This window comes from Methyloversatilis discipulorum (assembly GCF_018780585.1).
GTDB lineage: Bacteria > Pseudomonadota > Gammaproteobacteria > Burkholderiales > Rhodocyclaceae > Methyloversatilis > Methyloversatilis discipulorum_B.
The window spans coordinates 196,362-221,534 of sequence record NZ_JADMJL010000019.1; the positions used below are offsets into that span (position 1 = coordinate 196,362).

General features: G+C 67.7%; 11 protein-coding genes. 8 read left to right on the forward strand and 3 right to left on the reverse strand.

Annotation, left to right across the window (positions count from 1 at the left end):
- Positions 1-38 precede the first annotated feature (38 nt).
- Positions 39-1,415 carry a sensor histidine kinase gene (locus tag IV112_RS10245; RefSeq protein WP_304003373.1) on the reverse strand — a complete coding sequence of 459 codons (1,377 nt, stop codon included), beginning with the start codon at positions 1,413-1,415 and terminating at the stop codon, positions 39-41.
- Between IV112_RS10245 and IV112_RS10250 the strand changes: the two genes are divergently transcribed.
- The 4 genes from IV112_RS10250 (at position 1,414) to IV112_RS10265 (ending at position 21,035) form a co-directional block, all read left to right on the forward strand.
- Entirely contained in the window at positions 1,414-2,064 is a 651-nt protein-coding gene (locus IV112_RS10250; protein WP_304003375.1) for a response regulator, read from the forward strand. The genes IV112_RS10245 and IV112_RS10250 overlap by 2 nt on opposite strands.
- Before the next feature lie 229 nt (positions 2,065-2,293).
- Entirely contained in the window at positions 2,294-2,902 is a 609-nt protein-coding gene (locus tag IV112_RS10255; protein ID WP_304003376.1) for a PEP-CTERM sorting domain-containing protein, read from the forward strand.
- A gap of 179 nt (positions 2,903-3,081) precedes the next feature.
- Positions 3,082-19,341: a leukotoxin LktA family filamentous adhesin gene (locus IV112_RS10260; protein ID WP_304003377.1), complete on the forward strand. Its 16,260-nt coding sequence runs from the start codon at positions 3,082-3,084 to the stop codon at positions 19,339-19,341.
- Positions 19,338-21,035, forward strand: a complete 1,698-nt coding sequence (locus tag IV112_RS10265; RefSeq protein ID WP_304003379.1) for a ShlB/FhaC/HecB family hemolysin secretion/activation protein — start codon at positions 19,338-19,340, stop codon at positions 21,033-21,035. Before IV112_RS10260 ends, IV112_RS10265 begins: the two co-directional genes overlap by 4 nt.
- Before the next feature lie 293 nt (positions 21,036-21,328).
- On the opposite strand, the gene IV112_RS10270 is transcribed toward IV112_RS10265, so the two are convergent.
- Complete coding sequence (locus IV112_RS10270; RefSeq protein ID WP_304003381.1) at positions 21,329-21,664, reverse strand: cupin domain-containing protein; 336 nt, start codon at positions 21,662-21,664, stop codon at positions 21,329-21,331.
- 251 nt (positions 21,665-21,915) lie between these two features.
- Complete coding sequence (locus IV112_RS10275) at positions 21,916-22,455, reverse strand: CHRD domain-containing protein (protein WP_304003383.1); 540 nt, start codon at positions 22,453-22,455, stop codon at positions 21,916-21,918.
- 333 nt (positions 22,456-22,788) lie between these two features.
- On the opposite strand from IV112_RS10275, the gene IV112_RS10280 reads away from it, so the two are divergent.
- Genes IV112_RS10280 through IV112_RS10295 form a run of 4 tightly spaced genes read left to right on the forward strand, consistent with a single transcriptional unit; the run spans position 22,789 to position 25,163 of the window.
- Positions 22,789-23,487 carry a CoA transferase subunit A gene (locus tag IV112_RS10280; protein WP_019918094.1) on the forward strand — a complete coding sequence of 233 codons (699 nt, stop codon included), beginning with the start codon at positions 22,789-22,791 and terminating at the stop codon, positions 23,485-23,487.
- 1 nt (position 23,488) lies between these two features.
- Complete coding sequence (locus IV112_RS10285) at positions 23,489-24,136, forward strand: 3-oxoacid CoA-transferase subunit B (RefSeq protein WP_304003385.1); 648 nt, start codon at positions 23,489-23,491, stop codon at positions 24,134-24,136.
- Positions 24,130-24,570 carry a hypothetical protein gene (locus IV112_RS10290; RefSeq protein WP_020164849.1) on the forward strand — a complete coding sequence of 147 codons (441 nt, stop codon included), beginning with the start codon at positions 24,130-24,132 and terminating at the stop codon, positions 24,568-24,570. The genes IV112_RS10285 and IV112_RS10290 overlap by 7 nt, the downstream gene beginning before the upstream one ends.
- Complete coding sequence (locus IV112_RS10295) at positions 24,567-25,163, forward strand: peroxiredoxin (RefSeq protein WP_019918097.1); 597 nt, start codon at positions 24,567-24,569, stop codon at positions 25,161-25,163. Before IV112_RS10290 ends, IV112_RS10295 begins: the two co-directional genes overlap by 4 nt.
- Positions 25,164-25,173: the final 10 nt, after the last annotated feature.

Sequence of the window (25,173 nt, forward strand, 5' to 3'; positions counted from 1 at the left end):
GGGGCGCTCTGTAGATGCAGCATCGCTGGCGGCGTCAGTCACCCGCGCGGCGCTGACCCCGCACGCGGCACCGTGACGGTGAACGCGCTGCCGTGACCGGGGCGTGAGCGCACCTCGAGTGCGTGGCCGAGTGCGTCGGCTTGACCGCGCGCCAGCGCCAGTCCGAGGCCCTGTCCTTCGTCGTGACGGGCGCTGCGGTCGTCGAAGCGGCGGTAGGGAACGAAGATGAGCGGCAGATGTTCGGCGGCGATTCCGGGCCCGGTGTCCCATACCTGCAGTTCGACGTCGTTGCCGCGTGGCCGGGCGGCGACCAGGACGCGGCCGCGCTCGGTATAGCGCACCGCGTTCGACACCAGGTTGTCGAGAATGGACTGCAGCATCATCGCGTCGCTGTCCACCACCCGCGCCGTCGGACGGAAGCGCAGGTCCAGCCCCTTTTCCTGCGCCAACGGCACGAACTGCGCGGCGCAGGCTGCCCACACCTCGGACAGTGGCACTGCCCGCCGCAGCACACGGGCCTCGCCCGCTTCCAGGCGCGACAGTTCGAGCAAGCGCGTGAGCTGTCTGCTCATGGCACGCACCGCGGCGTCCATGCCGCCGCAGACTTCGTCCAGCACATCGCGGCTGAGACCGGTGGGGTCCTGCGAGCGCAGGTAGCGCACATGCAGCCCGACCGCATGGACCGGCTGGCGCAGGTCGTGCGTGACGCCGGCCAGAAAGAGGTTCTTGGCGCGCATCGCCGCCTGCACGGCGTCGCGTTCCTGTCGCAGATCGTCGGCCAGCCGGGCATTCTGGCGCGTCAGCATCAGCGCGTTGCGCATCGTTGCGTGCGCGTTGCGGCCGAAGGACACCAGTACCAGCAGGTAGAACAGGAAGGTGAGGCCGCCGCCGATGTTGATCAGCCCGCCCATCAGCCACGACTTGACGATGAAGGGCAGTAGCGCGCACACGAGGTAGAGGTTGAGCGCGCGCGGCAGGGCGGTGGTGGCGGTGACCGCGCCGCCGGCCATGCCGGCCAGCATGGCGACGCTGAAGAAGTCCATGAAAGGGTCGCGCCCCTCGTAGCCGAGCCAGGGCAGCAATCCCCAAGCCAGACCGGTGAGCCCGGCGACGGCGGTGTAGGCCGTCTCGGCGCGGTCGAGGCCGTCGCCCTGCAGCGTGGGCAGCTGCGGCCGCGACTGGCGCACCAGCGCGTAGCGCAGGCCGACCAGCAGCCAGATCGCGGCCAGCCAGAGCCAGACGATGCCATGACCCTGGGCGCTGACCAGTACCGCGGACGCGGTCAGCGACACCGCCAGATTGCCGGCGACGATGGTGGGCGTGTGACCGAAGAGCACGCCCAGCAGGTCGCGCCGGACGGCGTCCGAATCGCCGGGCGACGTGGCGTCGTCGAGCGTGGCGGATGTTCCGGTCATGGTAGTTTCCGCAGTCATGGACGCCCGCGAGATTAGCATCGTCGTTGCCGAAGACCACGCGCTGGTGCGCCAGGGCTTGCGTCTGATGCTGTCGGCCGAACCGCGCGTGCGCTGGCTGGGCGACTGCGGCGACGGCGAGCGGGCGCTCGAGCTGGTGCGCAATCTGTCGCCCGACGTGCTGCTGCTCGATCTCGGCCTGCCCGGTCTGGACGGCCTTGGCGTAATGCAGGCCATCGCCGCCGCGGGTCTGGCGACGCGGGTGCTGGTGGTGACCGCGCGCCAGGACGCCGCCTCTTTCCAGGCCGCCCTGGCCTTCGGCGCCCAGGGCTACATGCTGAAGACGGACGACGCCGACGCGCTGGTCGCTGCAATGATGACGGTGTCCGAGGGCGGCTATTACGTGAGCCCGGAACTGGCGACCCTGTTCGGCCACGGCATGGACGCCGCGCACGAGGGACTGACCTCGCGCGAAATGGACATTGCCGGGCGTGTCGGGCGCGGTCTGTCGAGCAAGCAGATCGGCGTCGAACTGGGCATTTCGGAACACACCGTGCGCAAGCACCGCGAAAACATCGCGCGCAAGCTCGGACTGCGCAATGCAGCCGAACTGGTGGCCTGGGCCGTGCGACACCGGCTGCCCGAAGCGTGAGCAATTCCCTGCCTGCCCGCTGATTGCCGGCGCGCTACGCGCTTGTGCGTATTTACCCCCGCCGGGTGGGCGCGCTCCAATGCGGTATGGATTTTCCGGGCACCCGGGGCATTCCTCATTCCGCATCCTCCCGTCGGCGCCGGACGCCGCTGCGGACGCGCAGCGCGACGGCGGCAACGGCGGGGTCTGCGTCCGGGCCACGTACAAGACCAATACAAGGGGGTTTCAGATGACCAACCGTTTCCCGGCGGCAGCGGCGCTCGCCTTCGGCCTGTGCGCCGGCGCCGCGCAGGCGGCGCCGATCAGCTTCAGCACCACCGGTTCCCCGGTGCATACCTATTTCCAGTCCGTCCCTGCCGTCTCCGCCACCGTGCAGTTCGTCGGCCTGAGCGCGGCGCTTGACCTGACGCCGGACGTCGGCCAGCAGACCCGGTTCTTCACCTTCTTCGCCGGGACCGGGCCGGCAGACCCCGGAATGACCGGCATCGAGTACCAGCCGTACTCGCTCGGCCTCACGGTGCTGGGCATCACGAAGTACTTCGAATTCGATCTGGGCGTGCAGGAGATCGCCAACGACCAGTATCAGATCCACGCCTTCGACATGCCGTCGCTCACCTTCGACCTCGGCGCCACCGGCACGCTGACGGTGACGCCGAATGCGTTCTACACCCAGGCGGTGCAATTGCGTGCCGATACGCCGGCCTACCACCTGCGCGATCTGTACGCGACCTTCCTGCTCACCAGCGCCACGGTGACGCCGGTGCCAGAGCCGGACGCTCTGGCACTGACGATGCTGGCCGTCGGTGCGCTGTGGTTGAGCCGACGTCGCCGCGGCTGACCTCACGACCGTGACGGATGGCTCGGAATGTTGACGAAAGTCAAAGAAAACAAGTGGGTCGGAGGGGCGATGGCGGACGCAATGCACATCATTCCGGTCACATCGGCTTACACTTATGTAAGAAATATTCCTACACGCGGACAGCAACCGCGGGCGCTGCAGCATTCAGGAGTCAGGTCATGAAAGCCACACAACGTCGCCGCAGCCAGCCTCGGTTGCGCACCTTGGTTGCCAACCTGCGCAACGGGTATGGACTCATGGTCGGGGTGGCAAGCCTGCCACTGCTGATGTCGCCATCGGCCTGGGCGCAGGCGATCAAGGCCGATGGCCAGACCTTGACCACGGTGACGACGGCGGGCGCGGTGACCGATATCCGCACCGGAACGGTGTCCGGCAACACCGGCTTCAACTCGTTCAAGAGCTTCAGCGTCAACGCCGGCCACACGGCCAACCTGCACGTGCCGGGCGGGGCGCTGAACCTGGTCAACATCGTGCGCGACACGCGCACCGACATCCACGGCACGCTGAACGCGATCCGCGACGGGCGCATCGGCGGCAACGTCTATTTCGCCAATCCGCATGGCTTTGTCGTCGGTGCCGGCGGCATCGTGAACGTCGGCGCGCTGTCGGTGAGCACGCCCACCCAGGGCTTCGTCGATCGCTTCTTCACCGCGCCGGGCGTGGTCGATGCCGGCGCGCTGGGCCAGCTGCTGAACGGCACGGCGCCGCTGTCGTCGGCAGCCATCCGCATCGACGGGCGCATCAACGCGATCGACGCGGTCGAACTCGCGGCCGGCACGGTGAGCGTCAAGGGCGCCGTGCTGACCGGCGCCCGCTTCGAAGGCCAGGCGCCCGATTTCACTGACGTCGTCAATGCACAGGGCCTGGCCATCGGCAGCCGGGTGGTCGAGCGCGCCGGCCGTATATATATAGCGGCAGCCGAGGACATCGAGATCGCCGGCACGCTGGATGCGCGCGGCGGCAGCGGTACCGACGGCGGCGATATCCGGCTGCGCGCCGGCCGCGACATCGTGGCCGACATCGACGCCATGGTGACGGCGGCCGGTGACGGCGAGGACTCGGACGGCGGCCGCATCGATTCGCTGGCGCAGCGCAATGCGGTCATCCGCAGCGGTGCGGTGATGGACGCCAGTGCGGGCACGCGCGGCGACGGCGGCTTCGTCGAGTTTTCGGCGAAAGACACGGTCGAGCTGGCCGGCGGGCAGTTCTATGCCGACGGACGTGGTGGCGGCGCGGCCGGCCTGGTGCTGATCGACCCGCTGAACATCTTGCTCAGCCAGAACCTGCTGCGCGGCGCCTCTGCCTACAGCGGCGTGCCAGGGGGCGCGGACAGCGGCGTCACCGTCAATGGGGCGAACCTGCTGCTGCAGGCGACCCACAGCATCACCGTCAACGACAACATCGTCGTATCCAGCCGCCTGGTCGGCAGCGACCACGTGAATGGGGTGTCGACCGGCCACTCGGGCAACATCACCTTCGAGGCACCCAATATCCTGCTCAAGTCGGGCAGCAAGGTGCTGGCGCACGGCGGCGGCATCTTCGACGGCGGTGACGTCACCTTCACCGCGCACAAGGTGTCGTCGGTGAGCATCCTGGGCTACCGCGAAGCCAGCGCGTCGATCGAGCTGGACAACGCGACGGTGAAGGGCCGCAACGTGTCGATGACCGCGTCGACCGACGTGCAGAACCGCTGGGTCTTCGATGAAGGAAGTTTCGAGCAGAACGCCGCCAACTTCGCCACCGAGGGGGCCACCGGCCTGCTGGGCATCGGCGCCACGCTGCTCGGCCTGAACATCGTGCATTCGCAGGCGGTCGGCACGTCGACCATCACGCTGAAGGCCGGCTCGGTGGTCGAGGCCACGCAGGATCTGACGCTGCTCGCCGACAACCTCACCTCGGCAGGCGCTGCGCCGGACACCGGCATCAGTGGCCCGGGTACCCAGGTGAACACGCCGCTGGGTCTGGGCGCGCTGTATGCGCGCAACAGTTCGACCGCCACCGTGGACGTGAAATCGGGTGCCACCGTGCGCGCCGCCAATCTCAACGTGCGCGCCAACAACGACGCCACGCTGGAAGCGTCTGTCGAAGCGGCCGACCCGGGCGAGGACGCCAGCTCGCAGATGAGCTTTGCGCTCGGCCTGACCTTTGCCGACGTGCGCGCAAACGCGACGGTCGAAGCCGGCGCCACCGTGCAGGTGTCGGGCGACGTGACGGTGGCAGCGACCAACCGCAACACCTTCGCCAATTCGGTCACCGCCTCGCTCGGAAACGAAGGCAAGGCGGCCGCCGCGATCGCGGTCAGCCAGTTGTCGTCGGAAGCGAATGCGTCGCTGAACGCCAACGTGGCCGACGCGACCAAGGTGCAGGTGCTGGCGATCAATGACAACACCTCGAACGCCACCACGGCCGAGGCCAAGGTCGGCACCTCGCTGAACGACGCCATCCTCGACGCGGCGAAGGAGAAAGCCAAGCCGATCACCGACACCGGCGGCTTCATCGAGGAAAAGCTGTGGGAGAAGCTGCTCGCCGGTGCCGAAACCGACCAGAAGGCGCAGAAGCCGCAATCGACCTCGCTGCGCGTCGGTGGCGCCATCGCCTGGGTGGACAGCGACGCCTCGGCCTCCGCCAGCATCGGCCCGAACGCCAATGTGCATGCGAGCGACCGCGCGGTCGTGGCGGCACGCACGCTGGGTTCGGACATCCAGGTGATGGCCGAGGCCTCTGCCATTTCGCAATCGAAGGACCGTGCCACCGGCAACACCGCCCGCAACACCTTCTCCGCCGGCATCGCCATCGGCAACTTCAGTCACGACGCGCTGGCCTCCATAGGCCGCAGCGCCACTGTCACCGCGCCGCGTATCGCGGTGGCGTCCGACGTGATCATCCCGGTGCGGGAGTCGCAGATCACCGGCGGCAGCTTCACGCGCTGGGACGGCCTGTCCACGGTGAAGGACTGGTTCAACGACCTCACCGGCATCCTCGACGTGTTCAACGGCGCTTCGGCCGCCAAGTCGACGTCGGACAACTCGAACAACGCGATCTCGCTGTCGGGCTCGTTCAGCCTGCTGCAATTCGACCACGCGGCGAAGACCGAGGTGCAGGAATCGGCGAAGCTGAATCTAACCGGCAACGCCAGCGGCGCCTGGACCGCAAGTTACGAAACCGTGGCCGACGACAGTTCGACCTCGGAAGACGAACAGGTACTGCAGGACTGGTCCTTCGGTGCGCCAGCCGACATCAGTGCGAAGCGCGACGTGACGCTGCTGTTCCACGGCGGCCACTTCCTGCCCGGCGGCACCGGTGGTGGCAGTGGCAGCAAGGGCCTGGGCATGGCCTACACGCAGGAAATCCTGAATGGCGACAGCCTCGTGTTCGTGCGCGAAGGCGCCGCCATTCAGGGCGTAACAGAAAGCGTCAGCGGCAGTACCACCGGCCAGCGCAGCTACACCGTCACCGGCACGCGCGCGACCGACGAAGTGAACATTGCTGCCGAGGGCAAGGACCTGGTCATTTCGCTGGCGACGATCGCCGGCTACGGATCGAGCTTCGGCATCAATGGCTCGGTGTCCATCGTCGAAGTGACGAACAACACGCGGGCGCTGGTCGACGATGAAGCCACGCTGCGCGCCGGCACGCTGTCGATCACCGCGCTCGACGAACCGGTGCTGTGGTCCATCGCCGGCGGCTTCAACAAATCGGAATCGGCCGGCGTCGGCCTCGGCATCGCCTATAACGGCGTCACCGGCACCACCGAGGCGCTCGTTGGCGACAACGACAGCGAGGCGCTGAACGAAGGCGACACGCGCAGCAGTCAGCGCAGCATCACGAATGCCGTCATCCAGTCCGGCGACGTGACGGTGGAGGCGCGCGCCAGCGGTCGCATGGAGGCGATCGCGGTGACCGGCGCGGTGGCGGTCAGCGGCAGCAGCAGCGAGAGCAGTTCCCAGGGCGGCTTCTTCGGCAGCATCAAGAGCAAGTACGAAGAGGTGCAGACCAAGATCGCCGGCATGGTCGAACTGAAGCCGACCTCGACTTCGAAGCAGGGCAATACCAGCAGCCAGGGCACGCAGTCCAAGCCCAGCTTCGGCCTGTCGGCAGCCGGCAGCGCGGCGGTCAATGACGTGACGCTGGTGACCCGCGCCAAGCTCGCCGGCGTGACGGTCGATCAGGCGGATGGCGGTACGGCGGCGACGCTGACCGTGCTTGGCGTGTCTGACCTCGACATCGTCACCGCCTCCGGTGCGGCCGCCTTCACCCGCGCCAACAACCCGAGCCAGAACAAGTCGGCAGCGGTCACCGGCAGCGTGTCGGTGAACCTGATCGACAACACGGTCGAAGGCCTGGTCGAGAACGCTGACCTGAACAACACGCAGGACGTGACGGTGCAGGCGCTGGCCGGCGGCGAGCAGCTGTCGATCGCCATCGGTGTTGCCGCCAATGCGAGCAGCAACCAGAACCAGAGTTCGTACTCGCTGACCGGTTCGTTGTCGCTGTCCATCATCGACAACACGATACGTGCGGCGCTGAATTCGACCGATCTGACCGGCGCGGCCGGCAGCGGTCGCGCGCTCGACGTGACCGCCTACAACCGCATGTTCATCGGCACTGGCGGCGGCACGCTGGCGCTTGGCGGCAAGACCGGCGCTGGCGGCGCGGTCACCTATTCCGACGTGGCCAACGTCGTCACCGCCGAGATCGCCGGCGGCTCGGCGGTGAGCGGCGTCGACAGCGCGGCCGTGCGCGCCTTCAACGCGACCGAGATCGGCGCCGGTGCGGCGCACGGCCAGGCGTCGGCGTCGAACAACGCGAATTCGATCGGCGGCGCGGTCGTCATCACCGAGATCGACAACGACACGACGGCGCAGATCGTCGGCCTGTCCTCGGTCACGGCCACTGGCGCGGTCGACGTGCTGGCGCAGGACCGCGGCGCCGATGCCGCGCTCGAAGACACGATAGAGCCGGGCAACCAGCGCGAGAACACAGCCAAGGGCCTGGATTACTGCGGTCGCAGTGGCGCTGGCGCCACGCCCAGTGGCAACTGCATCACCTCGGTGGCCGGCATCCTGCAGGTCAACATCGGCAGCAACAGCAATGCGGTCGGCGCTTCGTTCAACTGGAGTTCGATCGACAACGACCTGACGGCCAAGGTCGAGGACTCGAAGGTCGATGTCACCGGCTCGGCTGGCCGGCTGAACGTGAAGGCGGAATCCGACGTGCTGATCACCTCGATCGCGGTCGGCGTCGGCGCGTCGAGCAAGGTGTCGGGTGTGGGCTCGGTGTCGGTCAATTTCATCGACAACGATCTGCTGGCCAACGTCAGCGCGCCGCAGGGCAACACCGCCTTCGACGACGTGTCGGCCGCCAGCGTCACGATAGAGGCGAAGGACCGCTCGCGCATCGATACGCTGGCCGGCGGTTTTTCGGCCAGCATGAACAGCGTGGCCATCGGCGCCTCGGTCGCCTACTCGGAAATCTTCAACACGGTGCAGGCGCAGATCGACCGCGCCCATGTCGACGCCGCGGGCACGCTGAGCCTGACCTCGCTGTCGGATGCGCGCATCCGCAGCCTGTCGGTGGCCGGCGGGCTGGCGCTGGGCAGTTCGCCAGCGGTCAGCGCATCGATCTCGGTGAATTTCATCGGCAACCGGACCGAATCGACGGTCGATGACGCGCTGCTGGAAGACAGCGGCGACGGCAACACGGTCACCGTGAGCGCGACCGACAGTTCGCGTCTGCAGTCGCTGGCCGGTGCCGTCGCTGTCGGCATCGGCGGCAGCGCGGTCGGCGGTGCCTTCGGCTACAACAAGATCGGCAACACGACGCTGGCCTCGATCGATGAAGCGACCGTGCGCAACGCGTCGGCGCTGAGCCTGACCGCACTGGAAACGGCCACCATCGAAACGCTGGCGCTGGCCGCTGGCGGCGCGCAGAGCGTGGCGCTGTCCGGTTCGATCACGCTCAACCACATCGGCATGTATTCCGGCGACACCAATGCCGGTGGCGAAGGCGGCAACGTCACCACCGCCGAAATCGTCGGCAGCACGCTGGAGAACGTCGACAACGACTCGGCCATCACGCTGCAGGCATCCGACACATCGACCATCAAGTCGCTGGCCGGTGCGGCCGCCTTCTCGGGCAATGCAGCGGTGGGCGGAGCGGTCGGCGACAACTGGGTGCGCAACACGGCGAAGGCGCGCGTTCATGACAGCACCATCGGTGGCGCGGCGTCGCTGACGCTGACCGGCAGCAACACGGCGCTGATCGAGTCCGGATCGGTCGCTGGCGCTGGCGCGGCCACGGGTGCCTTTGCCGGCTCGGCATCGAGCAACCGCACCGACAACAAGACGGTCGCCGAGGTCACCGGCTCCGACATCAGTGGCGGCACCGCTGCGGTGTCGGTCAACGCGGTCGACAGCGCACGCATCAATGCGCTGGCCGGCGCGGTCGGCATCAGCGGCTCGGCCGGCGTCGGCGCCGCCATCGCCGTGAACAAGATCGCCAATTCGACGCACGCCACGGTGTCCGGCCTGAAGAGCAGCGGCTTCGACGTGACCAACCTGATCCTCAGCGCCGATTCGCTGGCGACGATCAAGACCGCGGCAGTCGGTATCGGCGGTGGCGTCGATGTCGGCGTCGGCGGATCGGTGGCGGTCAACCTGATCAACTCCGACACCCGTGCGGTGATCAAGGAAGGCGCCGACATCGAGGCGCGTGACAACGTCGCGGTGCTGGCCGAGTCGGACGACAGGATCACGGTGCTGGCCGGCGCGGCCGGCATCGGCATCACCGCCGCCGGCGTCGGCGCGTCGGCCACGGTGAACGAGATCGGCGGCGCGACCGAGGCAGCGATCCGCGACAGTTCGGTGGCGGCGCGCGCGCAGCAGGGCAGCGGCGTCAGCGTGAACACCGGCGAGATCGGCGGCGTGAACCTGCGCGCCAGCATCGACCGGATGAACCAGAGCGGCGGCGGCTATTCCTCGTCCAACCCCTTCGTCGCGCCCGACCTCGTCGCGTCGCGTACGCGCGAGAACGTGCGCGGCATCGCGGTCAATGCGACCGCCACGCACCAGACCACGACGGCGGTCGCCAACGTTGCCGGCGGCAGTTTCGCCGGTGTCGCGGCCACCGTGAGCATGAACATCATCGGCGGCGAAACCACCGCCACGGTGACCGACTCGGTACTCAACGGCGGCGACAACAGCACGGCCAGCAACGCGCAGGCGGTCAGCATCAAGGCGGCGGACCATGCCTACGGCAACACCTTCATCGGTTCGATTGCAGTCGGTCTCGCCGGCGTCGGCGCGTCGGCCGACGTGAACGTGTTCGATCGCGATACGCGCGCCGGCGTCAGCGGCAGCACCAGTTCGGTCACCGCCAAGGGCGCGGCGACGGTGAAGGCGCGCTCCAGCCAGGGCGTGTCGTCCATCGTCGTCGGCGCCGCCGGCGGTGCGGTGGCGGTGGTCGGCAGCGGCTCGGTGGCCAAGTTCACGAGCACCACCGAAGCCTATTCGGACGACGCCGTCTGGCGGGTCGGCGCACTCGACATCCGCGCCGACCACGACTCCGTTTTCCTGGTGGCCGGTGGCGGTCTGGCGGCCGGCGGCGTGGCCGGTTCGGGCACCTTCGCGGTGGGCCTCGATACCAGCACGACCGAAGCGCGCGTCGACGGCGGCAGTATCGATGCCGACGGTCAGGTCAACGTGATGGCCGACAGTTCGACCGAAATGCGTACCTGGGCCATCGGCGGCGCAGGTGGCGGTGCGGCTGGCATTGCCGGCGCAGTGGCGGTCGGCATCATCGACAGCACGACCAGCGCCGAGGTGGTCGACAGCCGGGTCGGCAGCGCAGCGGACCGCAGCGGCGGACTGGCGGTGCAGGCGACCGACAGCGTGGTGACCGAAAGTCGCGCCGGCGTGGCCGCGGTCGGCGGCATCGGTGGCGCGGGTGCGGGTGCCTCGGTGACCAAGGTGGACAACACGACGACGGCCACCATCCAGGACAGCAATGTCCACGTCGACAACGACATCGCGGTTACCGCGCGTGCCGAGCGCAATCTGTCGAATGCGGCGGTCGCCGCGGCGGCCGGCGGCACCGTCGGCATCGGCGGTGCGGTCGCGGTCACGGTGATGAATGCCGGCCTGAGCGGCGACGCATCGGGCGAGGCGGACAAGGACAACAACGGCACGCTGAGCAAGGCCAACGCCTTCTCCAGCGGTGACCAGCTCAAGACCGGCGATGACGACGGGAACATCAGCACCGGCAGCAATTTCTCGCAGTCGGACATCACGCGCATCAACGCCAGCGGCAAGGTCGCGGCCAAGGCCGACGTCAATGCCGCGCCGGATGGCTCGACCCGTGCGACGGTGGTCGATACGGCGAACACCGCAGCAAACACGCTGCGCGCCGGCGGCAATATCCGCATCACGGCGTCCGAGAAGGACAAGGTGGACGTGCTGGTCGGTGGCGGGGCGCTGGGCGGCATCGCCGGCGTCGGTGCAGCGGTCGGCGTGCTGAATGTGCGCCACGACGTGCGCGCGACCACCGACGGCGCGATCACGCTGCGTGCCGATACGGGCGACATCGAACTCGACGCCAGCACCGGACGGCTGGAGGCCGGCACGGCGGCCGTGAACGTGAAGAGCTATCAGGCGGCAGGCGGTCTGGTCGGCGTCGGCGCTGCGGTGGCGACGGCCGATCTGGCCAATACCGTCGTCGCCAAGCTGGGTGACGGCACCCAGGCGACCGTCGGCAGCGCGGCCGGCGACGTGCGCGTGCTCGCCGGTGATGCGATGGACGCGAGTGCGCACGCCGAGGGCTACGCGGTGGGCGTGGTCGCCGCCGGCATCGTCATCGCGCGCGCCGACAAGGCTGGCAGCAGTACGGCGCAGATCGGCGAAGCCGATACCACCACTCAGGCGGCTGCGACTTCGGTCACCCTGGGCGGTGGCGCGCTGGCCGTCGAGTCGACGCGCAGCGACGCCGTCAGCGCCAGTTCGAAAGCGGGCTCCGGCGGCGTTGCGGCCGGTTCGGGATCGGAAGCGACGGCCAGCGCCACCGGTGCCGCACGGGCGGCCATCGCCGACCGGGTGACGGTCAATGCGCCGGGTTCGGCGATTTCGGTCGCGGCGCGCAGCACGCCGAAAGTCAGTGCGGTCTCGCGCGGCTATAACGGCTCTCTGGCCGTGTCGATCGGCGTGTCGCTGGCGGAAGCAACGGCGGCCACACAGTCCTACGCGACGATGGGGCGCAACAACAGCATCACCGCCGGCAGCCTGTCGCTGAACGCCGCGACGCTGCTGCCGACGCTGGGCGAAACGGCCTACTCGTACGCGAACGCCACCGGCGGCTCGCTGCTGGTCGGTGCCAACGGCAGCGATTCCTGGGCTGGCAGCACGGCGCTGGTGAACGCGACAGTGGGCGGCAACAACAGCTTCGCCATCAGCGGCAGCACCAGCCTGAACGCGTCGAACCAGACGCGTCAGACGGCGGAAACCAGCGGCGTCACGATAGGCGGTCTGCTGGCCATCGGCGCCAATCTCGCGTCGGCCAACGCGGGCTCGGTCACGCTGGCATCGATCGACAACGGCAACACCGGCAGCGTCGGTACGGCGCTGTCGGTGGTGGCGACCGGCCATGACCAGACCTATGCCGACGCCGAAGCCGGCTCCGGCGGTGTCATCGCCGGTGCCGTGGCGGTGGCGTCGACGCGCAACCTGTCCAGTACGCAGGCGCTGCTCGGTGGCGGCACGTCGACGTCGGCGCTGAGTACGGCGACCGACGGCCGCATGGAAGTGCGTGCCGATCACATCGCCACCTTCAATTCGCGCGTCGACTCGCTGTCGGCCGGTGTCGTCGGCGCCAGCGGCGCGCAGGCGCGCAACGACATCGATGCACGCGTGGTGGCCGGCATCAAGGCCGGTGCCAACCTGCGCACCTGGGATCTGGACGTGCTTGCGCTGAACCAGACGCGCAAGCCCTGGCTCGCCGAATTCAACGTGTTCGCCGGCGCCGGCGGCCTCGCTGGCGGCGCGGCCGGTTCGAGCGAAACGACGGTGGACAACATCACGCTGGTCGAGGTGGGCGACGGTGCGCGCGTGCGCGTGCTCGGCGACGAGGACGACCCCGGCCGCACCAACTTCAACGCGGTGTCCGACGTGATGCTGCGCGACCGCGCCAAGCTGGAGGCGGGCGGCGCGATCAGCGCCGCCGACGCCGAGGCCAAGGCCTGGCTCAACGCCACGCCGCTGACGCCATCGGCGGACAACATCGGCAGGACCGAAGCGCGCGTCGGCAACAACGTGGTGATCGACACCGTGGGCGACTTCAACCTGGCGGCGCGCGATGTGGCCGACGTCGAGGTGCGCGCCAATTCCAAGACCTGGGGTCTGGCTGCCTACGCCGACGGCTACTCGCTGTCCGACCTGCGTGTCCGTTCGCGGGCCTCTGTCGGCAGCGGCAGCGACATCCGCGCGGATGGCTTCATCAACGTCGGTGCCGGGCGTGATGCCAATGGCGCGCGCAACACTTTTTCCACCGTTGCGACCGCCGACCTCTACAACAACGCGGCGGTACCGATCTCCAGTTCGGACTGGGGTGCCGACGCACTGCTGAATCAGGACAACCAGATCACCATCGCCGGTACGCTGCGCAGCGTGAAGGACGTGAACCTGAGCGCCGACAAGGGCTTCGGTCACCGCGTCGACGGTCAGGGCGTGGCGCGCGACCTGTACAGCCAGGCCGCCAGTGCGATCGCCAGCGGGGTGAGCAATCTGTTCGGCGGCGGCGACGTGTCGATCGAACAGAACAGCGGCCGCAGCATCGAACAGTCGCGTGCCGGCGTGTCGGTGAGCGGTCTGGTCGATGCCGGCATCCAGAACCAGCAGCTGATGACGATCAACGAAAGCGGCAGTGGTTCGCCGACGCTGACGCTCAGCGTGCAGGTGCCGCGCGAGGGGCAGGGGGCGGAGTGCCGTACTCCGGGCACCGCCGGCTGCACCTATGACACGGTGACCAAGCAGTACTGGATCACCCGCTCGGACGGCATGGAGCTGCCGACGCTGAGCGTGGAGAACCTGCAGGACAACCTGCGCACGCGCATCAACGCGCTGAAGGAGATCCGCGGCAACTACCAGGGCACGACCAGCACCGGCGGCGATGCCAGCAACCCGGAAACGGTGGCTGCACTGACCGCGGAAATCAATTTCCTCGAACAGCAGATGGCCGACCTGTTCCCGGCCGGTGGCGCCAACGCATCGATCGCCAACGCGGCCTTCATCGTGATGCCCGAGGTCGACGCGCGTGGCGGCAACATCAACGTGATCGGCGACAACCTCGCCGGCAACGGTCGCCTCAATGCGCGCGGCGAAGCGAAGATCGAAATCATCAACAACAGTTCGGCCTTCCTGCGGACCGATGAACTGATCATCCCGGAGGACGCGACCGGCCGCCTCACGCTGAACGGCGTCGCCATCCTGAACACGCCGGGGAGCAACCCGACCACCGGACAGATCAACGCCGCGCTGAACGATCGCAACCAGGGCGGCACGGCCGCCTTCGCCAGCGTCGGCATCGCACCGAACTCGCCGGCGCCGTCGATCACGGTGCGCAACACCTACGTTCCGGCCGATGGCGATACGCGTGCGCCGGACATCGAGGTGGTTGGCAATATCAGCAACCTGCTCGGATCGGTGACGCTGGAGAGCGAGCGCGGCAGCGTGCTGGTGCAGCCGAAGGACCCGCTGAACCCGCTGACCGCACCCAATATCCAGGCGGCAGACATCAACATCACCGCCGGTCGCGACTTCGTGTTCAGCTCGCCGTCGGCCTTCTATCACACCGCAGGCAATCCGCGCGACATGTGGGGCGGTACGCGCACGCCGAGCGGCAACAGTGGTGGTCTGGCCAACAACTACGAGGACGGCACCGCGTCGTCCGGCTCCAGTACGGAAGCACGCAATGGCACCGGCGGCCCGACCATCGCCGGCAACAACATCTTCATCAGCGCGCGCTACCTGAACATCAACGGGCTGCTGCAGAGCGGGCTGCCGGACCGCAACATCGTCATCGGCGACAACGCGCGGGTGAATCTGAACATCGGTCCGTACAAGACGGCCACGACGCTGGCGGAGGCAAAATCCAACTACGACGCGCTGGTGGCGGCGGGGATGAAACCGTCCGATCCGCGCTTCCGCATCAGCAACACCGAAGGCAACATCGTGGCCTTCTTCAATGCGGAACTGAACCGCGTCGAGCTGGAACCGGTGAAGGTCGAGGGGGGCAAGCTTGAGCTGCTGGGCGAGATCCTGAACACCGGCGGTGGCCGCATCGCGGCGATGGACGGCTACGGCCGCTTCAACATCGACAACCGCAGCGGCTACGACATCGTGATCACCGGCCTCGATACCGGCAACGACATCGAAGGCAAGGTGCGCATCACCGATTACCTGCGGCGCTGGGATCCGCTGGCCAACGGCGGCCAGGGCGCCATCGTCACCAACGCATCGCAATCCAGCACACAGACCGTCGCCTACTACAACAGCCTGACGCCGGTGACGCGCGAAGTCACCCGTCTGGGCAACGCCGTCAAGACACGCGACCTCATCACCACCACCGATGCGCAGAACAAGGTGAAGGAAGTCGAGGTCGAGCACTACGACGACGTGGCCGGTCGCAGCACGGGATACGCACCGGTGACCGGACAGACCTATACCTGGGTCACCGGTCAGCGCAACACGACCAACACCTATTCGCGGTACGAGAAGGAAACCAAGTTCTGGTTCTTCCCCGGCAGCTGGTCGCTGGCCGATCGCACCGCCTACCGCACCTGGGACGATCCGACGCCGCTGTCCGAGGGCGAGTATACGAAGATCGACACCGGCATGGGCAACACGACCTACCGCTACCAGCGACGCGACGTGACCACCGCGTTCCGCTCCTGGGATCGCGAGGATTCCGAGTGCTCGGCCTTCCTCTGCATCTGGAAGTGGCATACCTACGAGGTGTGGACCGAAACCGGCTCCAAGCGCTACAACACGCACACGGTGAAGGCCGACCACTCGATCCCGATCAACTTCATCGGTTACGACAGCGGCCAGGTCGACATCCGCAGTCGCGCCGACATCATCTTCGCCGGCAGCCTGACCAACCGCACCGGCACGACGACGGTGGACGCCACCGCCGGCAACGGCCTGCCGGGGGGCGCCATCACGGCGGAAAGCGTGCGCGGCGTCATCACCGCGCAGAACCTGACCCTGCGTGCCGCCGACGGCATCGGCAACACGCTGACGCCGCTGCAGATCGACATGCTGGGCACCGGCGCGGTGACGGCCATCAGCGCGCACGGCGACATCGGCCTGCGTGAAATGAGTGGCGACATGCGGGTGAGCGAAGTGCGTACCGACAACAGCGGCCGCGTGTTCCTGCAGGCGGACCGCGACATCGTTGCGGCCGGTAGCGGCAACGCGGTACGCGTGCAGGGTGGCGGCGTGGAGCTGGTGTCCAGCTCGGGCCAGATCGGCACCGACGCGCAGGCGCTTGTGGTGCAGACCCAGGCCACCGCGCAGGGCGGTCTGAGTGCGACCGCCAGCGGCGACATCCATCTGATGCAGCCGGACGGCGACATGCAGCTGGACAAGATCGAATCGCAGTCGGGCGACGTGACGCTGACCGCGCTCGGCGGTCGCATCACCGACGGCAACCGTAACGAAACGCGCGATACCCGCGCCGAAGCCGAACTCGACGCGCTGTGGAACGACCTGCGCCTGCGCGAATCGGATGGCGCGGCCGACAGTCTGGCCGACGCGCTGAAGGGCCACCGCTCGCAGATCAGCCGCGAGTACCAGGAGTACTGGTCGCTGCGCAACGTCGAACTGATCGAGGATCCGCAGAACGCCGGCAGCTTCGTCTATCGCGCCGACAGCTACAACGCGGCTACCGCGTCGACGCGGCTGCGTACGCTGCACGACAAGCTGAGCGGACTTGGCATCTCGCTCGGCAGCACCGGTGCCAGCTACGACAGCAGCTTCAGCTACGTCGGCTCGGCCGCGACCGACACCGTCATCGCCGGCATGTCCGACGGCACCCATGTGTGGACCGACAACCAGGTGCGTTACGGCGTCAGCGCGGCGATCTACAACAAGTCGACGTCGGACACCGAAACGCGCGTCGAACAGCCCAATGTGGTCGGTCGCCACATCGTGCTGAACGCCAACAGCGCCAATGGCGGCGTCGGCCGCGACGAGGGCCAGTTCACCGTCAGCATCGCCAGCCTGACCGCGCTCACGCCGGATCAGCGCCGCGCGCTGTCGGCGGCCGAGGCTGACGACGTGGCGATCGACACGGTGGCCAAGACCGCGACCGTGCTCAAGCGCGACGACGTCGACATCGCCACCACGGCGGGAGGCTCGGTCACGGTCAATGCACGCGGCCACGTCTTCCTCGGGGCTGACGATTACGACCGCAACGGCACCGTGCTGCCGGGCGACATCAATCTGGTGTCGCTGGACGCCACCGGCGGCGGCGTCGACTTCAGCAAGACGATCCGGCTCAAGGTGTCTGGCGGCATCGTCGATGCCAGCACGACGAACGCGCCGAACCTGCGTGGCGGCAGCACCATCATCGAAGCGGGCAGCGGCAGCATAGGCAGTGCAGCCAGGCCGATCACCCTCGATCTGGGCGAGGCGGCGACGCTGACCGCGCGCGCGTCGACCGGCATCTGGCTGAACGAGATGAGCGGTTCGATGCGGGTGGCCGAAATGTTCGCCGGCAGCGGCGGCATCCATCTGACGAGTGCCGGCAGCATCGTTGATGCCAGCGGCGCCCAGCGTGCGGTGGCCATGCAGACGGCCGCTGGCGACATCGACCTGGTGGCGCTCGGCGGCAGCATCGGTGCCGACGGCCAGCCGCTGCTGATCGCGCAGGGTGCGGGCGGGCTGGTCAATGCGCAGGCCAGCGGCGACGTGCATCTGTCCGGTACGCGAGCGGTCGAACCGGGTCTGTCGCCGGCGCTGACGATCGGTACTGTCAGTACCGGTGGTTCGATGTCCCTCGCCGCACCGGTCGGCGATCTGCGTCAGACCGGCGACGCCGAGGCAGTGGGTGATATCGCGGTGCAGGCAGGGCGTTACCTGATGGACGACGGCACTGTGCTGCGCGCCGACAGCGGCACCATCGCGATCGACGCCACCGGCGACGTCGTGGTCGGCCGTATCGAGGCGACGAACAACGCCACCGCCGACGCCATCCGCATCACGACCGGCAGTCGAATTCTTGATGGTGGCGACATCGGCACCTGGGATCTGGTCGCGGCCACGCCCGGTGCCGGCGTCACGCTGGATGCCGCCGGCGGCGTCGGCAACGCAAGCTGGAACAACGGTTCGCCGCGCGCGATCGCCGATGCGCTGGAAACCGATATCGCGAAGATCGACGCCATCAGCACCGCCGGCGGCGTGCACATCGACGAGCGCGACGACATCGAGATCGGCCGCATCGAAGTCCGCGACGACGCCTGGGTACGTGCCGCCGGCGACATCGAGAACGGCACGGTGTACGCGTCGCGCGGCAATATCGACCTGCTGTCCGGCGGCAAGGTGACGGTGGTCGACGCGACGGCGGACCTGGGCAGCACGACGGTGATCGCCGAGGACGACATCCTGATGGACGCGGTTACTGCAGGTAACGGCGTGACGCTGGAGTCGAACAACGGCAGCGTCAGCGTGTCGCGCATCACCGGCGACATCCTGTCGCTGTCGGCGAAGAACGATCTGAACCTCGGCACGCTGAGCGTCGGTCGCTCGCTGTTCTTCAATTCGCAGTCGGTCACTGCCCGCATCCTGCACACCCGCAACGACGCACCGCTGGCGATGCGCGCGGTCGGTCGTGGCGGCGTGCCGGCGCGCTGGGTCGATCTGACGATCAACAGCGAGGTCGGCGTGCGCTTCGACCGCTTCAGCGCGCTCGACGCCGAGGTCACGATGGAGCGCGGCTTCCTGCGCATTGACCAGGGCCGCATCGAGAACCGCGCGCGCTTCATCAACCCGGTCAGCAATGTCTACATGGACAACCTGACCACGGTGGTCGAACCGGCCGACGTGCAACTGCATCACCCGGGCAAGGTGTTCGGCAACATGCTGCTCGACGAGTGGCTGCTGGTGACCGACCCCTACGTCGTGATGCGCGATCCGCTGCACGAAGTGGTGATGAACACTGTGCTCGATTACAGCGGCCGCGAGCAGTCGCGAGAACTCATCGTCACCCGCGTCAATACGCCGGACAAGCAGTCGGCAGCGGGTCAGGTGCCGCAGATCGCGTCGGTATCGATCAACGTGCCGCTCGACATTCCGGCCGTGAATTCCGGTGAGGAAGAGAGCGAAGAAGAGGCCGAGGCTCGTCGTCGGGCCGAAGAGGAGGTTGTCGAGTGAGTCTTGCTCAGCGTCGGACGAAGGTGGGACAGGGCGCTGCGTGCGCACTGGTTTCGGCATTAAGCCTGCTGCTGCCGCTGCAGGTGGATGCGCAGGCGGTGCCGCAGATTCCGGCGGCCGCCGATCCGGGCGTGATCCAGGAACGTTCGCGTGACATCGAGCGGCGACTGCGCGAGGAGCGGGAGCGGCGTCCTGATGACACGCCCACCATCGACGACGACGCGCTGAAGCCGGCGCCGGTCAAACCGGCGGCCGGTGCGCGTTTCATGCTCCGGCGCATCGATTTCACCCGCTCGGAACTGCTGGAGGAGGCGACACTGCGCGGCCTGGCGGCCGGCCTCGAAGGGCGCGAGGTCACGCTGGGCGAGGTGCAGGAACTGGTTGATCGCATCAACGCGCTGTATCGCGACCAGGGCGTGCCGACCGCGCAGGCGGTACTGCCGGCACAGGAAGTGGCCGATGGCGCGATCACCATCAAGCTGGTCGAAGGCCGCGTCGGCAAGGTGGTGATGAGCGGCAACGACAGCACTTCGGAGGCCTTCATCCGCGAGCGGCTCGGCCAGAGGCCGGGCGAACTGGCCGACGTGGCCGCGCTCGAGCGCAGCATGATGCGCTTCAACCGCACCCAGGACGTGCAGTTGCGGGCCGAGCTGAAGCCGGGCGCGAAGTTCGGCGAAACCGATTTCGCGCTGTCGGTGAAGGAACCGCCAAAGCATGAAATGCGGCTGTTCGCTGACAGCAGTGGCAGCCAGGCGACTGGCGTCTACCGTGTCGGCGCCTTCTACCAGAACCGCAGCCTGCTTGGTTTCCGCGATGCGCTGGGCGTCACGTTGGTGGGCGCCGATGGGCACGAGGGCAGGGCGATCTCGTACAGCTTTCCGCTCGGCACACTGGGCACGCGGCTCACGCTGTCCTGGTTCAACGACCACACGCGCATCATCGACGGCCCCTTCCGGCCGCTGCGCATCCGCGGCGAATCGACGGCGTGGACTGCGCTGCTGCGGCATCCGGTGCTGATTGGTGGCAATTACCAGCTCGATCTGCTCGGCGGCGCGAAGAAGCGCAAGACCGAGAGCTGGATTTCCGGGCGGCTGTTCCAATCGACCGACATCGACGATCTGTCGCTCGGCGTCGATGGCCAGTGGTGGGAGAAGGACCGCATCTGGACCGGCTCGCTGACCTACTCGAACGGCAAGGCCGACCCGATCGACGACATCGTCAGCACATCGTTCTCGATCTGGCGTGGCTCGCTGCGCCGCGTGCAGGATCTGTCGGACGGCTGGTCGGTGCAGAGCAACCTTGCCTTCCAGTACACGCGCGACGAGAACCTCACGTCGAGCGAGCAGTTCCTGATCGGTGGCGACAACAGCGTACGCGGCTACCAGACCGGCCTCTTCAGCGGCGACAAGGGTCTCGCCGCGTCGATCGAACTGCACCACCCGCTGCCGCAGCCGCCGGTGGCGCCGGTGCGCACGGCCGGCTTCCTGTTCCTCGACTACGGCGCAACCCAGCCTTTCCGTCCGGTCGGTTCGACGCGCGGCACCGACACGCTGGCCAGCTACGGCTGGGGCGTGAATGCCAATATCAACGACCGCGTGTCAGCCCGCTTCACGCTGGGCCTGCCCATCCGCGACCGCGTGCAGGATCCGCGCAACTACTACGTCCACTTCCAGATCGTCGCGCAGCTGTTCTGAGCAACGGCGCAGGCGCTCTCCGGATGGTGCGCCCGCCCCGTCGCTGGAGCCCGCACCGGGGTTCTGTGGGAGGGGTCCTCCGACCCCGACAGCGGCCTGGCCCGAAGCCCACAGGGGCTTGTCGCGGCCAAGGCCGCTCCCACAGGCGGTGCACGAGATCCGCGACCTGAGCCTGGGCCGGGGTTCTGTGGGAGGGGTCTTCTGACCCCGACTGCAGTCTGAATCGAGGCCGGCAGACCGCAGCTGCCGCGTCGCGGCCGAGGCCACTCCCACAGAAGATGCGCCGGAGCGACTCAGACCGCGACGAAGTCCAGTGTTTTAGACAGCATGAACATGACGGTGCAGCCGGTGTCCGTCTCGTGCGGTCCGTGCACGGTGCCGGCCGGCGCGGCGAACACGGCGCCTGGCCCGTAGCGGCGGCCGTTCTCGATGAACTCGCCGTCGAGCACGTAAGCCACTTCGTCGGCCTCGGTGTGCAGGTGGTTCTGCACCGCCGATCCGGGATCGAAGCGATAGACAACGACTGAAGCGCCTTCGGCGGGGTTGCCGTCGAGCACCTTGTAATGCACGCCTTCGATGCCGCTGGCCTGCCAGCTCAGATCGTCGGCGTGGAACTGGGTGGTATACATTCGGGGCTCCGGAATGGCCGGGTCGGATTGACCCGCACGACGCTGCGCACGGACCATGCCATCCGTCCCGTCGGCCACACCCGAGCGACGTGCCCCCGCACGATGGCGTCGACACGCCGTTTGCTGCGCATCGACGCCATCCGGACATACCTCCGAACGCCGCGGTCAGCCGTTCCTCAGACTGAAAGTCGAACCGCCCGCCGTCGGGCGGACGAATTCCGGACTGTGCCGATCGCTCGCCGGCAGCGTGTTCAGACGCGCCGGCGTGCGACCAGCGTGACCAGACCCAGGCCCGCGGCCAGCATGGCCCAGGTGCCAGGCTCCGGTACCGCCGTCACCTGCAGCAACTGGCCGCGGATCTCGCCGCCGGGAAAGACCGCGTTGTGGATGTTCACGTAATACCCCCCCGCCAGCAGATCGGTCAGATCGAGCGCGCCCGGCCCACTCCGGCTGAATGCGGCGGCCGTCCAGCTGCCGTCGTCCTGCATCGCCTGCAGGATGTCGTCAGCGAAATCGAACACCACCGGTCCGTTGCTGCCGGCTGGACCTTCGTGAATATGGGCACCCGTCACCGACGCGGCCAGACCGCCAGCGCCGAAGATGAGCTGGGTGATGCTGTTCGTGCTGTCGTCGAACGTGAGGTAGGCGCTGCCGGACGCCATCGAGGCGTTGGCGGGCACCTGGCTTGCGCCCGACAGGTTGGCGACGAACTGGAAGGTGGCGGCCTGTGCGGTCGAGGCGGCCAGGGCGAGGGCGGCAATGACGACTTTGCAGGCTTTCAGACGGGTCATGACGAAATCTCCGTAACGGTTGTCGGGAATGTTCGGGCCGGACACGGGATGCATCCGCGGCGGTACCCCTCGTGCTACACGGCAGGTGCCGTTCCGGATGCAGGCATCGCCTGAAAGTCGGACCGCCCGGTCGACGGGCTGCGGCCGATTTTCGGACTTCCCGTGTGGTGCGCCGCAACGTTTCCCGATAAGCAGTCACTTCATCCCCCTCCGGACTGTCGTTTCCGGCGATGGTGCGACGCACACGACGCGCGCCGGCACAGGCTTTGCTGAATCTCCTCCGGGCAATTCGCGGCGACGTCGCGAAACACCGATGCAACAAGGAGGAGGCAGATGAAAAAGCTCTACCCGGACGCCAAGAGCGCGCTCAAGGGTTTGCTCAAGGACGGACAGACGCTGGCGGTCGGCGGCTTCGGGCTGTGCGGCATTCCCGAGCAGCTGATCGACGCGGTGGCCGACAGCGGCACGCACGACCTCACGGTGATCAGCAACAACGCCGGCGTCGATGGCATCGGCCTCGGCAAGCTGCTGGCCAATCGTCAGGTGCGCCGGATGATCGCGTCCTACGTCGGCGAGAACGAGGAGTTCGAGCGCCAGCTGCTGTCGGGCGAACTGGAGGTCGAACTGACGCCGCAGGGCACGCTGGCGGAAAAGCTGCGCGCTGGCGGGGCCGGCATCCCGGCGTTCTACACGCGCACCGGCGTCGGCACGCCAGTCGCCGACGGCAAGGAAACGCGCGATTTCGGCGGCCACCGCTATCTGCTCGAACATGCGCTGCTGGCCGATGTCGCGCTGGTCAAGGCGTGGAAGGCCGACGGTGCGGGCAATCTGGTCTTCCGCAAGACCGCGCGCAACTTCAATCCGATGATCGCGACTGCCGGGCGCACGACGATCGCCGAGGTCGAGGAGATCGTGCCGACCGGCCAGCTCGACCCGGACCAGATCCATACGCCGGGCATTTTCGTGCAGCGCGTGATCGTCAATCGCACCCCTTCGAAGCACATCGAAAAACGCACGACGAGGACCGCCTGACATGGCCTGGACACGAGACGACATGGCGCGCCGCGCGGCGCGCGAACTGCGCGACGGCTACTACGTGAACCTCGGCATCGGCATGCCGACGCTGGTGGCCAACCACATTCCGGAAGGCATGGACGTGTGGCTGCAGTCGGAGAACGGCCTGCTGGGCATCGGCCCCTTTCCGACCGAGGACGAGGTCGACGCCGACCTCATCAACGCCGGCAAGCAGACGGTGAGCACGCTGCCGGGCAGCAGCTTCTTCAGCAGCGCCGACTCGTTCGCGATGATCCGCGGCGGCCATATCGACCTCGCCATCCTCGGCGCGATGCAGGTGAGCGAACGCGGCGATCTGGCGAACTGGATGATTCCGGGCAAGCTGGTCAAGGGCATGGGCGGCGCGATGGATCTGGTGGCCGGTGTGCGCCGTGTCATCGTCATGATGGAGCACTGCAGCCGCAGCGGCGAACACAAGATACTGAAGCAGTGCGACCTGCCGCTGACCGGGGTCGGCGTGGTGAGCCTCATCGTCACCGACCTGTGCGTGCTGGCGGTGACGCCGGACGGTCTGGAGCTGCGCGAACTGGCGCCTGGCGTGAGCATCGACGAGGTGCTCGAAAAGACCGGTGCGCCGGTGCTCACTGCGCCGGTGGTGCTGTGCTGACGCCGGGCGGTGCGGCGCCTGCCGCCGCCGCGCGTCGCAGCGCGCGCGCCAACGTGATCACGCTGCAGCAGCTGGTGCAGGGTTACGGCATTCCGCTGGCCCGGATTTCCGCCTTCGAGGAACTCGGCATCATCGATGCGGCCGGTGCCGACCGTTACAGCTGCGAGGACGACGACCGACTCATCATCGCCGCGGCCGCCGTGCAGCTCGGTTTCACGCTGCGCGAACTGCGCGAGCTGATGGACCTGTACGACGAAGCGTCGCCGGCCCGCCGCGCCCTGCCCAACTTCATGAAGCTGCTCGCCAGCTACCAGCGCCTGATGGCCTGGCGCCAGCCCGAGGGCTACGACCCGCCGCCGGCCGGACGTCAGCGCAAGCCTTTCCGCGCCCGGCACTTCCGCCCGGAAATCGTCTCTTCAAAGGAATCGACATGAGCATCCTGGTTGGCCAGACGGCGCCGGACTTCACCGAGAACGCGGTGTGGGGCGACAACGAGTTCCGCCCCTACACGCTGTCGGACGGTCGCGGGCGCTACACCGTGCTGTTCTTCTATCCGCTGGATTTCACCTTCGTCTGTCCGTCGGAACTGATCGCCTTCGAGCGGCGCATGCCCGAGTTCGCCCGCCGCAACGTCGATGTCGTCGGCTGTTCCATCGACTCGGCCTACACGCACCTCGCATGGAAGAAGACCTCGTATGCAGAGGGAGGCGTCGGTCCGCTCAGCTATCCGCTGATCTCCGACATGACGCACGCCGTGTCGCGCGCCTACGGCGTCGAAGGGCCGATGGGCATTTCGCTGCGCGGCACCTTCCTGATCGATCGCTCCGGCGTGGTGCAACACCAGATCGTGAACAACCTCGCGCTGGGCCGCGACATCGACGAGCTGCTGCGCGTGATCGATGCGCTTCAGCATACGGAACTGCACGGCGAGGTCTGCCCCGCCGGATGGCAGAAGGGCAAGGCCGGCATGACGCCGACCGATCGTGGTGTGGCGAGCTACCTCGCCGAGCATTCGGACATGTTGTGATGGCACCCTG